This is a genomic window from Streptosporangium sp. NPDC000509 (assembly GCF_042898365.1).
Taxonomy (GTDB): Bacteria; Actinomycetota; Actinomycetes; order Streptosporangiales; family Streptosporangiaceae; genus Streptosporangium.
Genome location: NZ_JBIAYX010000036.1, coordinates 1 through 13,867, shown reverse-complemented (window position 1 = coordinate 13,867; position 13,867 = coordinate 1). Strand labels below are relative to the sequence as shown.

Genomic DNA, 13,867 nt, shown 5'->3' with positions numbered 1-13,867 from the left:
CATCCGTCTATTCCTCCTTCAGGGGCTCGACGAGCTCGGGGCCGTTGTTCCGCACCGAGTTCACGGCGGTGGAGACCGGGTGGATCTCCAGGCCCGTGGAGCCGGCCGGGATCAGGAACCCCTTCGCGTCGGGCGTCCCCGGGTCGAGCCATTCGCCCCAGCGGTCGCGCTCGATCAGCATCGGCATGCGGTCGTGGACCCTGCCCGCCTCGTCCACGGCGTCGGTCGTGATGACGGTGCAGGTCACCAGCCACGAGAGCGGGTCGTCGTCGGGCCGGCTCCGGTCCCGCCAGAACTCGTACAGTCCCGCCATCGCCATCACGCCGCCGTCGGCGGGGCGGACGAAGTAGGGCTGCTTCTTCGGCTTGCCCTTGGCGTCCTTCTCGTCCAGCACGGCCCACTCGTAGTAGCCGTCCGCGGGGATGAGGCACCTGCGCTCGGCGAACGCCTTGCGGTAGGCGGGCTTCTCGGCCACCGTCTCCACCCGCGCGTTGATCATCTTGGATCCGATGGACGGGTCCTTCGCCCAGGCGGGGACCAGTCCCCAGCGGACCACACGGAGCTGCCGGATCGGCCGGTCGCCCGGCGCCGACTTCGGCACCCGGCTCATCACCGCGTACACCGATTTCGTGGGCGCGACGTTGTAGTCGGGCCCGAGCTCCTCGTCGGCCGCTCCGTCGAGCTCGACCTGGAACTCCTCCAGCAACTCCTGCTTGCCCCGCGCAGACGCGTATCTCCCGCACATACCTCCACTTTGCCACGCCGCGACACGCCGGGACGTTCCCGACCCCGTTTTCCGATCTTGCCGCCCTCCGGCGTGCCTCCCATCCGAGCTCGGCCGCCCCTCCGCCCCCGCCGTCCCATCTGTCCTATCCGTCCCCACGGCACGCACGGGCGGCGTGAGGCGGGCACCGGTAGGCTTTTGCCCATGTCCGCTCCGCTGTGGCCCGCGCCGACCGCGACCGAACCCGTCCGCGCGACCGTCCCCCTGCCCGGCTCGAAGTCCGTGACCAACCGTGCGCTCCTGCTCGCCGCGCTGGCCGACGGACCGGGAACGGTACGCCTGGCGCTGCGCAGCCGCGACGCCGACCTGATGGCGAACGCGCTGCGGACGCTGGGCGCGACGATGGTCCCCTCCAACGAGAGCGCCTCCAGCGTCGACTGGGCGATCACGCCCGGCCCCGTCACCGGCGGTGCCCGTATCGACGTGGGGCTGGCCGGCACGGTCATGCGCTTCGTGCCGCCGATGGCGGCGCTCGCCGAGGGCGAGGTCTTCTTCGACGGCGACCCGCACGCCCGCAAGCGGCCGATGGGCCCGATCCTGCGCGCGCTGCGTGCCCTCGGTGCCGAGGTGACGGGCGACGCGCTGCCCTTCACGGTGCGAGGGCCGCTGGCCGGCGGCGAGGTGAGGCTCGACGCCTCGGGCTCGTCGCAGTTCCTCTCCGGCCTGCTGCTCGCGGGAGCGCGCTTCGAGAAGGGGGTGACGGTGCGCCACGAGGGCCCGCCGATCCCCTCGCAGCCGCACATCCGGATGACCGTCCAGATGCTCAGGGAGTTCGGCGTCGTGGTGGACGACTCCGAGCCCGACGTCTGGCGGGTCGAGTCCGGCCCCATCGGGGCGCGGGACTTCACCGTGGAGCCCGACCTGTCCAACGCGGCGCCCTTCCTGTGCGCCGCCATGGTGACCGGTGGCACGGTCACCATTCCCGGCTGGCCCGCGCGGACGACGCAGCCGGGCGACCAGCTCCGTACGCTCCTGGCGGACATGGGCGCCTCGGTGGAGCACACGCCCGAAGGGCTCTCGGTCACCGGCACCGGGCGGATCGTCGGCATCGAGGCCGACCTGCGCGACGTGTCCGAGCTCACCCCGACGATCGCCGCGCTCGCCGCCCTGGCGAGCTCGCCCAGCAGGATCGGCGGCGTCGCCCACATCCGCGGGCACGAGACCGACCGGCTCGCCGCCCTCGTCACCGAGATCAACGGCCTCGGCGGCGACGCGAACGAGACCGAGGACGGCCTGGAGATCAGGCCCCGCCCGCTCACCGGCGGGGTGTTCCACTCCTACGCCGACCACCGGATGGCGACCGCCGGAGCGGTGATCGGGCTGGCCGTGCCGGGCGTCGAGGTGGAGGACATCGCCACCACGGGTAAAACCCTCCCCGAGTTCGCCGCCATGTGGGCGGACATGCTGCGCGGCGCGCGGTGAGGGGTGAGCGGCCGGTAGGCCCCGCGGTCCCCCTCGGGGACGCGCCGGGCCGGAGAAGGCGGAGAAACTGAGAAAGCGCGAGTACGACGAGGACGACGTCAGGGTCAGGCCGGGAAAGGGATCCCGGCCCCGGACCCGGATCCGCCCTGCCCACGAGGACGCGGTCGCGGCGTTCGTGGTCGCCGTCGACCGCGGGCGCTACACGTGCCTGGTCGAGTCGGCGGGCGAGAAGGGCCGCCGCCGCAAGAAGGACCAGGCCGAGGGTGCCGCGATGAGCGGCAGGGTCGTGGTCGCGATGAAGGCGCGCGAGCTCGGCCGCAAGGGCATCGTGGTCGGCGACCGGGTGGCCCTGGTGGGCGACGTCTCCGGCATGGCCGACACGCTCGCCCGCGTCGTGCGGGTGGAGCCCCGCGTCTCCATGCTGCGCCGTTCGGCGGACGACACCGACGACACCGACGGCATCGAGCGCCCGGTGGTCGCCAACGCCGACCAGCTCGTCATCGTGACGGCCCTGGCCGACCCGCCGCCCAGGCCCCGCATGATCGACCGGATGCTGGTCGCGGCCTTCGACGCCGACATCGATCCGCTGCTCTGCCTCACCAAGTCCGACCTCGCCACACCCGACGAGCTCGTCTCGCTGTACGACCCTCTTGGGGTCCCGTACGTGGTGGTCCAGAAGGGCGGCGGCCTGGAAGAGGTGCGAGAGCGTCTGAAGGGCCGGATCAGCGTGCTCGTCGGCCATTCGGGGGTGGGCAAGTCGACGCTGGTCAACGCCCTGGTCCCGGACGCCAACCGGGCCGTCTCACACGTGAACGCGGTGACCGGCCGGGGCCGTCACACCTCCACCTCGGCCGTCGCCCTGGAGCTGCCGGAGGGCGGCTGGATCATCGACACCCCCGGGGTACGCAGCTTCGGGCTCGCCCACGTCTCGGTGGAGACGGTCCTGGCGGGCTTCCCCGACCTGGTCGAGGGCACCGTCCAGTGCCCGAAGGGGTGCAACCACCTCTCCGACGAGTGCGCCCTGGACGCCTGGGTGGCGGCCGGGCACGCCGACCCGGTCCGGCTCGCCTCCCTGCGCCGCCTGCTCGCCAGCCGCGAGGGCGCCTCCGACGACGACCAGTCCTGAGGACGCGCCGGTGACCGCCCCCGGGGGGCGAGGCGGCTCGGCGACGGGCGTGCGCCGCGACGTCAACGCGTCAGTGGTTCAACCGGAAGGCCCAGGCGACGGTCATCTCGGACACGAGGGTGCCGTCGGCGGTCCTGATCTCGACGGCGACGTCGAACTCGGGGCGTTCCCCCGCGTCCAGTGTGGCCACGACCTCCTCGCGGGACGCCCGCAGGCGGGCCTCCGCGACGACCTCGCCCTTCGCGAGCTTGAGGTAGCGGATCGCCGCACTCTTGGCCAGCGGGGTGGCCCGTGACAACTGGTCGCCGAAGGTGGAGAGCATCGCGGCGCCGGAGGCCGTTTCCGCGACGCTGAACAGGGCTCCGGCGTGCGGGCCTCCCACGTGGTTGTGCAGCTCCGCCCGGTCCGCCATGCGTGCGACGGCGAAGCCCGGTTCCACCTTGTCGAACGAGATGCCCAGCGTCCTGGCGAACGGGACGCTCTGCAGCATGAAGTCACCCACATCAAAGGTCATACCGGAATGCTACTCGCGAGTAACACCGATGCCAACGGATGTTTCACGCGGTATCCCGGCCTGGTAGGACGCGACACGATTGTTCCGCTTGCTCCCCGACCTCCGCCATTCGGCCGCCGACACGATAGCGTTGACGCCCGTGACGGGTTACAACGACGATCTTCGCCTCGCGCACGTCATGGCCGACGCGGCCGACGATCTGACCATGCGCCGCTTCAAGTCCATGGATCTGCGCGTGGAGACCAAACCCGACCTCACACCGGTGAGCGACGCCGACAAGGCGGCGGAGGAGGCGATCCGCGCCGCCCTCGGCCGTGCCCGGCCCCGTGACGCCGTCATCGGCGAGGAGTTCGGCGCGAGCGGCCACGGAGAGCGCTCCTGGATCATCGACCCGATCGACGGCACCAAGAACTACGTGCGCGGAGTGCCCGTCTGGGCCACGCTCATCGCCCTGATGGACCAGGGCCGCGTCGTCGTGGGTCTCGTCTCCGCCCCCGCGCTCGGCCGCCGCTGGTGGGCGGCCCGCGACAGCGGCGCCTGGACCGGCAAGAGCCTCACCAAGGCTTCCAAGTGTCAGGTCTCCTCCGTCGCCCAACTGGAGGACGCCTCGTTCTCCTACTCCAGCCTCGGCGGCTGGGAGGAGGCCGGGAAGCTCGACGCGTTCCTCGACCTGAACCGCTCCGTCTGGCGTAGCCGCGCCTACGGCGACTTCTGGTCGCACATGCTGGTCGCCGAGGGCGCGGTCGACGTGTCGGCGGAGCCGGAGCTCTCCCGCTGGGACATCGCGGCGCTGACCGTGATCGTCGAGGAGGCGGGCGGCATCTGGACCGACCTGTCCGGCGTTCCCGACGTCGACGGCGGCAGCCTGCTGTGCAGCAACGGCTCCCTGCACGGCGAGGTCCTCAAGCGCCTCGGCGGCGGGCCGCTCACCCTGCCCGCCTAGCGGTTCCTCCCCCTTCCCCCGGCCGCCCTCCGGCGAAGGGCGCGGGGGCACCCACCCGCTCGCAGGGCCGCCACCTCCCCGGCCGGGGGCGTCCACCCGCGGTTCCGGTCAAGCGCCGCGCCACGGGTCCGGCCGCGTTACCTTCCGCCGGATGTCGGGAAGGTGAACAGATCGGCAAGTCCGGGAGATCGCGGCCCGAGCCGGGAACGTTCCCGCGACACGGCCTCCTCGCCGGGTCACGCCCGGACCTGGGAGTCCCCGACGCCCCGCCCACCGGGCCTACCGGAGCGGAAACCGAGATCGAACTCCCGTCGACGCATCGGTATTCACATCCGTGGGCCTACCTCTTCCGGCCCCGGTCATGGCTCGTTTCATCTCCGTTCACTTTGCCCCACTTTTATCAAAGTCATCGAGAACGGATCTCACTACGGAGAAGGAACATACCGTGACCAGTGGACAGCGCCGCCTCAGCGCGGTGGCGACGGCCGCGCTCGTCGTATCGCTCGCGGCCGCGTGTGGTGGCGACGCCAAGCCCAACAGTGACGGCAGCACCACCGCCGCCAGCAGCGCCTCCTCGGCCGAGCCCGGCGCCGGTGCGGCCCTGAGCGGCGAGGTCAAGATCGATGGCTCCAGCACCGTGGCCCCCCTCACCCAGGCGGCCTCCGAGCTCTTCGGCGAGGAGCAGCCGCAGGTGAAGGTGCCGGTCGGCACCTCGGGCACCGGTGGCGGCTTCGAGAAGTTCTGCGCCGGCGAGACGGACATCTCCAACGCCTCCCGCGCGATCAAGGACGAGGAGAAGGCGGCCTGCGAGGCGAAGGGCATCACCTTCACCGAGCTCACGGTGGCCGTCGACGCGCTGACCGTCGTGGTTTCCAAGGACAACGACTGGGCCACCTGCCTCACCACCGACCAGCTCAAGAAGATGTGGGAGCCGGCCGCCGAGGGCAAGGTCAAGACCTGGAAGGACGTCGACGCCAAGTTCCCGGCCGAGCCGCTCAAGCTCTACGGCCCCGGCACCGACTCCGGCACCTTCGACTACTTCACCGACGAGATCAACGGTGAAGAGGGCGCGAGCCGCAAGGACTACAGCCCGAGCGAGAACGACAACGACATCGTCACCGGTGTCGCGGGCGCCAAGGGTGGGCTGGGCTACTTCGGCTTCACCTACTTCGAGGAGAACATGGACAAGCTGAAGGCCCTGGAGGTCGACTCCGGCGAGGGCTGCGTGGCCCCGAGCGTCGAGTCGGCCCAGGCCGGCAAGTACACCCCGCTCTCCCGCCCGCTGTTCGTCTACCCCTCCGCCACCGCGGTGAAGCGGCCCGAGGTCGCGGCCTTCCTCGACTTCTACGCGACCAACATCCACGCGATCGCCACGGACGCGAAGTTCATCCCGCTCAACGCCGAGCAGGAGGCCAAGCTCAAGGCTGACATCACCACGCTGAAGAGCGCCGGCTGATGTCGGCTCAGCACCGCACGACCGTTCCAGGGACCCCGGCGTCCCTGGCGCGGTCGCGCCCGCGTTACGGCGAGTTCGTCATCAAGGCCATCCTCCTGGCCGCGGCGATGGTGTCGGTGGCGACCACGATCGGCATCGTCATCGCGCTCCTCGAACCGACCGTCGAGTTCTTCGCCTCGGTGAGCTTCGCGGAGTTCTTCGGCTCCACCGACTGGGGACCGCTGTTCAACCCGCCGGCGTTCGGCGTGTGGCCGCTCATCGTCGCCACCGTGGAGATCACCCTGATCGCCATCGTGGTCGCCGTCCCGCTCGGACTGGCCTCCGCGATCTACCTGTCGGAGTACGCCTCCCGCAGGACCCGCAAGATCTTCAAGCCGGTGCTCGAGATCCTCGCGGGCGTCCCGACGGTGGTCTTCGGCTTCTTCGCCCTCACCTTCGTCACCCCGCTGCTGAGGGACCTCTTCCCCTTCCTGGAGCTGGACGGCAAGAACGCGCTCGCCGCCGGCCTCCTCGTCGGCGTGATGATCATTCCGATCGTCGCGTCGCTGTCGGAGGACGCGATGGCCGCGGTGCCGAACGGCCTGCGCGAGGGCTCCTACGCCCTCGGCGCCTCCAAGATGCTCACCTCGGTGCGCGTCGTCGTCCCCGCCGCGTTCTCCGGCATCGTCGCCGCCGTCATCCTGGCGATCTCCCGGGCCGCGGGTGAGACGATGATCGTCGCGATCGCCGGTGGTTTCAAATCCGTCTTCACGCTCTACCCGGGCGATGAGATGTCCACGATGGCGGCCTTCATCGCCCAGGCCGGCTCCGGTGACGCCTCGGTCGGCTCGATCGCCTACAAGACCATCTTCGCGGTGGGTTCCCTGCTCTTCGTGATCACCTTCGCGATGAACTACCTCAGCGCCCGCATGGTCCAGAAGTATCGCGAGGTCTACGACTGATGGCCATCCTCTCCACACCCCGCTCGGCCGTACAGCTGGCGAGCAAGGGGCGCCCCCTCAAGGAACACCTCTTCCGCGTCGCGCTGCTGGCCAGCCTCGCGATCGCCCTCCTGTTCCTGGTCATGCTGCTGGTCTACGTCGTCGAGGAGGGCTGGCCGCGGCTCAACTCGATGCTGTGGGAGAACCAGCCCTCGATCCGCCGCCCGGAGACGTCCGGCGTCCAGTCGGGCATCTTCGGCACCCTGTGGATCATCGCGCTCACCGCGCTCATGGCCCTGCCCACCGGCATCCTCGCGGCGATCTACCTCGAGGAGTACGCCGACAGGACCAAGTGGTACAACAAGCTGATCGAGCTGAACATCTCCAACCTGGCGGCCGTTCCCTCGATCGTCTACGGCATCCTCGGACTGGGCATCATCGCCCGCTGGATGCAGTTCGGCTTCACCGTGATGACCGGCGCGGTCACGATCTCGCTGCTCGTACTGCCCATCGTGATCATCTCCGCCCGCGAGGCGATCCGCGCGGTGCCGCCGTCGATCCGCGAAGGCTCGCTCGCCCTGGGCGCGACCCAGTGGCAGACCATCTATCGGCAGGTGCTCCCGGCATCCATCCCCGGCATCGCGACGGGCTCGATCCTGGCACTCTCCCGCGCGATCGGCGAGGCCGCCCCGTTCCTGATGCTCGGTGCCGCGACGCTCGTCCGGTTCAACCCCGAGGGCGTCTGGAGCAGCTTCACCGTCCTGCCGCTGCAGATCTACAGCTTCATCAGCCGCCCCCAGGAGGAGTTCGCCATTCTCGCCGCGGCGGCGATCGTGATCCTGCTGGCGATCCTGCTCCTGATGAACTCCGTCGCCATCTGGCTCCGTAACCGCTATCAGAAGCGCTGGTGAGGTAAGAGATGTCCGAGATTGGAATTTCCGTGCCGAACGTGAACGTGCGCGGACCCGAAGTCCCCCGCACCATCGAAGCCCTCGACCCGGTCTTCACCGTCTCCGACCTCAGCGTCTTCTACGGCGACTACGAGGCGGTGCGCGGGGTCAACCTGACCATCGGCAACCGCGAGATCACGGCCATGATCGGCCCCTCCGGCTGCGGCAAGAGCACCGTGCTCCGCTGCTTCAACCGGATGAACGACCTGATCCCCGGCGCCCGCGCGGTCGGCGAGATCCGGTACCACGACGAGAACCTGTACGGCGACCACGTGGACCCGATCGAGGTCCGCCGCCGGATCGGCATGGTCTTCCAGAAGCCGAACCCCTTCCCCAAGTCGATCTACGACAACATCGCCTACGGTCCCCGGGTCAACGGCACCAAGGGCAACATGGACGAGATCGTCGAAGAGGCGCTCACCAAGGCCGCGCTCTGGGACGAGGTCAAGGACAAGATCAAGCAGAACGCGCTCTCCCTGTCCGGCGGACAGCAGCAGCGCCTGTGCATCGCGCGGGCGATCGCGGTGAAGCCCGACGTCATCCTGATGGACGAGCCCTGCTCGGCCCTGGACCCGATCGCGACCACCAAGATCGAAGACCTGATGCAGGAGCTGACGCGCGACTACACGATCGTCATCGTCACCCACAACATGCAGCAGGCCGCCCGCGTCTCGGACCGCACGGCCTTCTTCACCGCCGAGGTGGACGAGGCCGGAGTGCGGCACGGCCGTCTGGTGGAGTTCGACGAGACGAGCCGCATTTTCACCAATCCCAGCGACAAGCGGACCGAGGATTACATCACCGGCCGCTTCGGCTAACCCACATTGGAGGATCCTGGTGATCCAGCCGCAGACGGCACCAGAGGTGGACGGGGACACACGGACGGCGCCCATGCTGCTGGTGGCCGACCCGGAGGCGGCCATGGTCCACGACCTGGCCACGGCCCTGGAACGCGAAGGTCTGCAGGTCATGGGCGTCACCGACGGCGCCCAGGCCCTGTTGCAGGCCGGAGCGCTGCGCCCCGACGTCGTTCTCGTCAGCGCCTCGCTGCCGGTCATAGGGGCGGTGGAGTTCGTCCGCGCGGTACGGCTGACGCGGGCGATCCCCGTCCTGCTGGGCGTGGGCGACGGTCACGCCCAGCAGGCCGTCCAGGCGCTGGCGGCCGGAGCCACCGCGTGCGTGGCCCGGCCCTACCGGGTGCCCGAACTGCTTCCCCTGATCCATTCCGCCTTCAACGGCGAGTCGGGGACCCGCAGGGCACTCGTGGTCGGCAGGGTGGAACTTGACGTCAACGCCTACCAGGTCAAGGTCGACGGCAGGATCGTCCACCTGCCGCTGCGCGAGTTCGAGTTGCTGCACTACCTGATGCGCAACGCGCACCGCACGGTGACGCGGGAGCAGATCATGCGGCACGTCTGGCACTCCACCGACACGACCTCGACCAACACCATCGCGGTGCACGTCAAGCGCCTCCGCGCCCGCCTGGGCGACACCGACGACCGGCTGATCCAGACCGTGCGAGGAGTGGGGTACCGGCTGGTCGACAGAACGGCGTAACGCCTGCCTCCCGCGGGCCGCGAAGGCGCTCGGCTCAGTTCGCGGCCGCCTCGCAACCGGGCCCGCCTCGGAAGGCGGCCATGAGGCGCTCGGCCACGCCCTCGACCCTCGCGATGCCCGTCTCCATGCTCGGGCTGTCATCGGTGAGTACGGCCACCGCGTAGTCGTGCCCGTGCCCGCGGATCAGCCCGGCGCTCGCGACCGCCCAGCGCCCGTTCGCCGCGTGCCGCAGCCAGCCGTTCTTCAGTGACACCTGGTCGCCCTCGCACGCCCCCGCGCTGATCCCCCACTTCTGCTCGGGTGTCACCCTCTTCATCAGTCCGAGCGCCCTGCGGCGTTCCGCGGGGGCCAGCGGACTCTTACCGGTGGCCAGAGCCCTGACCAGCCGGATCTGGTCCTCCGCGGTGGTCTGCGCGACGCCCCAGCAGTACTGGGTCGCGCACCCCCCGTGGGGGGTGTAGGTGCGTTTGAGACCGAGCCTGCGGTTCGCACCGGCAAGGCCGGACTCCAGCCCGATCCGTTCGTACAGCCGGTCGGCCGCCTCGTTGTCGCTGAAGCGGATCATGTTTCTCGCGTCGGACCTGACCCGCTCACCGAGCCGATGCCAGCGCGTCCCGAGCAACAGTGCGGTCAGGATGCCCACCTTGGAGGTGTTGGCCGACGGCAGCTGCAGGGCCTGATGGTAGTGGTAGCGCCGGCCGGTGCCCAGGTCGCTCACCGAGGCGGCGGTTCTGCCACCGTACCCGGCGAGGAACACGTCGAGGCTCCGGCCGAGCTCCTTGGGAAGGATCTTCGGCGAGCGGGCGGCGCGCACCCGTCCCGAGTCGTGAGGTGCCCCGGCGCCGGGGAAGACGGGCGCCGGGACCGCGGCCAGGAACGGCACAGCGGGAGGAGGGCCCGGCGGCGCGACAGGGGCGGCCTGTCGCGTGGGGGAGGGCAACGGCATGCTCACCGGTGTCAGGCCCTGGCACGTACTGCAGGCGGCGGCCTGCGCGGTGACCAGCAGGACGGCAGCGGCGGCCACCCGTTTCCTTGCTCTCATCCTCCACCCCAACCGTCTCCCCCATTACATGACGATCGGGATATATCCCACTACACATAGCAATAAGACGATCAAGCGAAATCTAGCCGGAAACAGGACGTGCGCTATAGAACATCCCGCCGGACCGATGCCCGCTCTTAGCGAACGTCCGCGATTAGCCGGGTGATGACCTCGTCATCGCAGGTCGCCCAGAAGTCCCCGACGACGTCCTCCAGGTGCTCCAGCGACTCCGCCCGGAAGAGTACGTCCTGATATTTCGTGATGTCGTAGTGCGTAGTGCCCATGGCGGCGATGTCCAGCGGACGGATGTCCATCCCCCGGAACTCCTCGATCTCCCCGTACGAGGACAGGATGCCCGCGCCGTACGCCCGCAGCTCGCCCTGGTCCGTCATCACGCCGAACTCCATCGTGAACCAGAAGATCTTCGAGATGAACTCCAGCGCCTCCTTGCCCTCGACCCGCCGGGCCGCCGCTCCCGCCAGGCGGTAGAGCCGCGAGTAGCGGTCGGAGGCCAGCGCGTTGGCGTGCCCGATCACCTCGTGGATCACGTCGGGCTCCGGCGTGTACAGCGGCGTGGAGTGGTGCCGGATGTACTGCGTGGAGTGGAAGAGCCCGTCCGCCAGGACACCGTAGAAATCCCTGAGCGGCACCAGCCCTGCGGCCGGGACGTAGCGGAACCCGGTCAGCGGTTCCAGCAGCTCGCTCACCTCCTGGAGCTGCGGGATGCGCTCGGCGGGCAACCCGAGCCGATCGGCCGCGCGCAAATACTCGGCGGTCGCGTACTTGTGGTGTTTCAGGCCCAGCTCCCGGCTGACCAGGGCCCACACCTCGTGCTCCTGGTCGGTGTACTCGGCTGTCGGGATGGGCGTACCCGGCACGTACTCCATGGCGAGCGCGGCGATCGCGTTGCGGCGCGCACGATAGACCGGGTCGGCGAAACCGGGATGACCGGTGCCGAGCTCGACCTCGATCGAGCCGTCGTCACGGGTCGCCACCGGTGCGAAGTACTGCGCTTCCTCGAACATAAATGAAATGACAGCAATATCCGGAAACGTTGGCAAGAGCAGCCAGTTGTACTGGGCGATCCGCACAGAAACGTACCGTGGCACCTCGTCTATGCTGGTCGAATCGCCCAATCTGACAAGGACCCGAGGAGATGTCGATCGACGAGCTGGACGGCCGCCTCCTGGTCACCATGCGCGCCAACCCGCGCATCGGCCTGACCGAGCTGGCCCGCCTGCTCGGCGTGGCCCGGGGCACCGTGCAGGCCCGCGTCGAGAAGCTGATCGCCCGCGGTGTCATCGTCGACTTCGGGCCCACCGTCACCCCCGAGGGTGCCGGATACCCGATCCTCGCGTTCGTCTCACTGCAGATCGCCCAGGGGCGCCTGGACGAGGCCGTCCAGGCCCTGGACTCACTACCCGAGATCCTGGAGGTGTACGGCACGAGCGGCCAGGCCGACCTGCTCTGCCGGGTGGTCGCCCGCAGCACCCCCGACCTCCAGGAGATCATCGCCCGCATCCTGGCCTCGCCCGCGGTCCAGCGGACGGACACCACGATCGCCCTCTCCATCCAGGTCCCCTACCGGATCGAGCCCCTGCTCCGTGCCGCCTCCGGCGCTTGAGGCCGCTTGCTCTCCTCCGCCTCGGCCGAGGACGTCCACGATCTCGTAGATGCCGTGAGCTCGCGTCCGTGATGCCGTTGTTTCCCCTCGGTGGGCCGGGAGACGGGTCATCGGCGGGCCTCAGGTGTCCGGAGACCGGCGAACACGATGGCCAGCGTGCGACGCCTCAGGTCGTCGTCCCAGCCCGCGTGGAGGGCGCCCTGACAGATACCGGTCAGCAGGGCGATCACCTCGTCGAGACGGACGTCGTCACGAACCGTACCGGCCTCCTGGGAGCGGACCAGAAGCGTCTCGATCCCGTCGCGCAACATCCGCACCGAACTCGCGACCTGGAGATCGACACCTGTCTCGGCCAGGAGACCGACGACCGTCCTCTTCCGCGCCGCCTGCTCGACCATGCGGGCGACGAAGGTGAACAGCGCCTCTCCAGGCGCGTCATCGACGGCGAGCACGGCCATCTCCCCGTCCAACCTGCCCAGGAGGCCTTTCATGATGGCCTGCAGCAGGGCCTGCTTCGTCGGGAAGTGCTTGAAGACCGTGCCGATGGCCACCCCCGCACGGGCGGCGACCTCCTCGGTCGACGCGGAGGTGCCCTTCTCGGCGAAGACGGCCTCGGCGGCGGCGAGGATGCGCTCGCGGTTGCGCCGGGCGTCCGCACGCAACGGCCTGGCGCCACCGGACGGGCCTGTCTCGCCCGCCGAAGGATTCGTGGTGGTCATCCAGCCAGTCTTCCCTGTCCTTGTCGTCCTTGTCCTTCGCCGCCCGCCCATCTCACCGTTCGCTCCCTGTCGACTCTGCTCGTGCCCACGAAGTGCGGCCTCTTCGCGTGTGAGGACGGCATTGACAAAGTGAGTCGCCACTCATGATTATTAAGATGAGTTCCCACTCACCTTAATGGCCGTCCAGCGGCCGTCACGAAGGGATCCACCATGACCGAGCCCACCGTCACCCCCGGTCCCCGCGAGATCTTCGAGCGCGTGCGGCGACACTGGCTGGAGAACCTCGGCGGCTTCGGGAACGAACTGGCCGAGAACGCCGTCGTCGAAATCCCCTTCGCTCCACCCGGCATGGCCAGGCGACACGAGGGGAAGGAGGCGTTCCTGCTCTTCTCTGGCCCCGAACAGGCCGCCTTCGCCGACCGGTTCGCCTTGGACGAGGTCCGCGACGTGGTCGTTCACGAGACCGCCGACCCCGAGGTCATCGTCGTCGAGTACGAGCTCGCCGGCAGGGTCCTCGCCACCGGCCGGCAGGCGTCCTCCCCCTTCATCGGGGTGCTCCGGGTGCGGGACGGGAAAATCGTCAACTGGAGGGAATACCAGAACACCTTGAACATGATCGAAATCATGGGGCAGCCACAGCGAACCTGACGGTCACCTCTGGTAAAACCCGTGAAGGACCCCTGGAAAGCACGAAAGGGCCCCCACCAAACGGTGAGAGCCCTCTCATGAAAGATTGTCCGGCGGTGACCTACTCTCCCACACCGTCCCCGGTGCAGTACCATCGGCGCTGAAGAGCTTAACTTCCGGGTT

15 protein-coding genes and 1 rRNA gene are annotated in these 13,867 nt (G+C 69.2%); 10 read left to right on the top strand and 6 right to left on the bottom strand.

Annotated elements, in window-relative coordinates:
* Nucleotides 1-7: 7 nt before the first annotated feature.
* Nucleotides 8-745 carry an SOS response-associated peptidase gene (locus ACFY3D_RS38995; RefSeq protein WP_389989504.1) on the bottom strand — a complete coding sequence of 246 codons (738 nt, stop codon included), beginning with the start codon at nucleotides 743-745 and terminating at the stop codon, nucleotides 8-10.
* Between the two features lie 183 nt (nucleotides 746-928).
* Here ACFY3D_RS38995 and aroA point away from each other — a divergent pair, with 183 nt between their 5' ends.
* Both aroA and rsgA read left to right on the top strand, forming a co-directional pair.
* On the top strand, nucleotides 929-2,206 hold the full coding sequence (aroA, locus tag ACFY3D_RS38990; protein ID WP_350949789.1) for a 3-phosphoshikimate 1-carboxyvinyltransferase: 1,278 nt from the start codon (nucleotides 929-931) through the stop codon (nucleotides 2,204-2,206).
* A gap of 67 nt (nucleotides 2,207-2,273) precedes the next feature.
* On the top strand, nucleotides 2,274-3,332 hold the full coding sequence (rsgA, locus tag ACFY3D_RS38985; RefSeq protein ID WP_350949802.1) for a ribosome small subunit-dependent GTPase A: 1,059 nt from the start codon (nucleotides 2,274-2,276) through the stop codon (nucleotides 3,330-3,332).
* A 70-nt stretch (nucleotides 3,333-3,402) separates the two neighbouring features.
* Here rsgA and ACFY3D_RS38980 read toward each other — a convergent pair whose 3' ends face one another.
* Nucleotides 3,403-3,846, bottom strand: a complete 444-nt coding sequence (locus ACFY3D_RS38980) for a DUF4442 domain-containing protein (RefSeq protein ID WP_362521333.1) — start codon at nucleotides 3,844-3,846, stop codon at nucleotides 3,403-3,405.
* 139 nt (nucleotides 3,847-3,985) lie between these two features.
* On the opposite strand from ACFY3D_RS38980, the gene hisN reads away from it, so the two are divergent.
* From hisN to ACFY3D_RS38950, 6 genes are all read left to right on the top strand, one after another.
* The gene (gene hisN, locus ACFY3D_RS38975) at nucleotides 3,986-4,789 is read left to right on the top strand and encodes a histidinol-phosphatase (RefSeq protein WP_350949791.1); all 804 of its coding nucleotides are present in this window, start codon (nucleotides 3,986-3,988) and stop codon (nucleotides 4,787-4,789) included.
* A gap of 445 nt (nucleotides 4,790-5,234) precedes the next feature.
* A complete protein-coding gene (locus tag ACFY3D_RS38970; protein ID WP_389989501.1) occupies nucleotides 5,235-6,245 on the top strand; it encodes a PstS family phosphate ABC transporter substrate-binding protein in 1,011 nt (336 codons plus the stop codon).
* The gene (gene pstC, locus ACFY3D_RS38965) at nucleotides 6,245-7,186 is read left to right on the top strand and encodes a phosphate ABC transporter permease subunit PstC (protein WP_389989499.1); all 942 of its coding nucleotides are present in this window, start codon (nucleotides 6,245-6,247) and stop codon (nucleotides 7,184-7,186) included. The genes ACFY3D_RS38970 and pstC overlap by 1 nt, the downstream gene beginning before the upstream one ends.
* Complete coding sequence (gene pstA, locus ACFY3D_RS38960) at nucleotides 7,186-8,076, top strand: phosphate ABC transporter permease PstA (RefSeq protein WP_389780399.1); 891 nt, start codon at nucleotides 7,186-7,188, stop codon at nucleotides 8,074-8,076. Before pstC ends, pstA begins: the two co-directional genes overlap by 1 nt.
* Before the next feature lie 38 nt (nucleotides 8,077-8,114).
* The gene (gene pstB, locus ACFY3D_RS38955) at nucleotides 8,115-8,933 is read left to right on the top strand and encodes a phosphate ABC transporter ATP-binding protein PstB (RefSeq protein ID WP_389780401.1); all 819 of its coding nucleotides are present in this window, start codon (nucleotides 8,115-8,117) and stop codon (nucleotides 8,931-8,933) included.
* 19 nt (nucleotides 8,934-8,952) lie between these two features.
* Complete coding sequence (locus ACFY3D_RS38950; RefSeq protein WP_350949795.1) at nucleotides 8,953-9,672, top strand: response regulator transcription factor; 720 nt, start codon at nucleotides 8,953-8,955, stop codon at nucleotides 9,670-9,672.
* Between the two features lie 34 nt (nucleotides 9,673-9,706).
* Here the strand turns inward: ACFY3D_RS38950 and ACFY3D_RS38945 are convergent, their stop codons facing one another.
* Both ACFY3D_RS38945 and ACFY3D_RS38940 read right to left on the bottom strand, forming a co-directional pair.
* Nucleotides 9,707-10,696, bottom strand: a complete 990-nt coding sequence (locus ACFY3D_RS38945; RefSeq protein WP_389989497.1) for a serine hydrolase — start codon at nucleotides 10,694-10,696, stop codon at nucleotides 9,707-9,709.
* Nucleotides 10,697-10,851: 155 nt separating this feature from the next.
* The gene (locus tag ACFY3D_RS38940) at nucleotides 10,852-11,739 is read right to left on the bottom strand and encodes a phenylalanine 4-monooxygenase (protein WP_362907124.1); all 888 of its coding nucleotides are present in this window, start codon (nucleotides 11,737-11,739) and stop codon (nucleotides 10,852-10,854) included.
* 131 nt (nucleotides 11,740-11,870) lie between these two features.
* On the opposite strand from ACFY3D_RS38940, the gene ACFY3D_RS38935 reads away from it, so the two are divergent.
* Nucleotides 11,871-12,338, top strand: coding sequence for an Lrp/AsnC family transcriptional regulator (locus tag ACFY3D_RS38935; RefSeq protein ID WP_389989495.1), 468 nt, complete (start codon nucleotides 11,871-11,873; stop codon nucleotides 12,336-12,338).
* Nucleotides 12,339-12,445: 107 nt separating this feature from the next.
* Here ACFY3D_RS38935 and ACFY3D_RS38930 read toward each other — a convergent pair whose 3' ends face one another.
* Nucleotides 12,446-13,057 (bottom strand): TetR/AcrR family transcriptional regulator, encoded by a 612-nt coding sequence (locus tag ACFY3D_RS38930; RefSeq protein WP_389989493.1) that lies wholly within the window; start codon nucleotides 13,055-13,057, stop codon nucleotides 12,446-12,448.
* Between the two features lie 210 nt (nucleotides 13,058-13,267).
* Between ACFY3D_RS38930 and ACFY3D_RS38925 the strand changes: the two genes are divergently transcribed.
* A complete protein-coding gene (locus ACFY3D_RS38925) occupies nucleotides 13,268-13,705 on the top strand; it encodes a nuclear transport factor 2 family protein (protein WP_389989491.1) in 438 nt (145 codons plus the stop codon).
* An 87-nt stretch (nucleotides 13,706-13,792) separates the two neighbouring features.
* Here the strand turns inward: ACFY3D_RS38925 and rrf are convergent.
* Nucleotides 13,793-13,867: ribosomal RNA gene (gene rrf / locus ACFY3D_RS38920) — 5S ribosomal RNA — on the bottom strand; the annotation flags it as partial.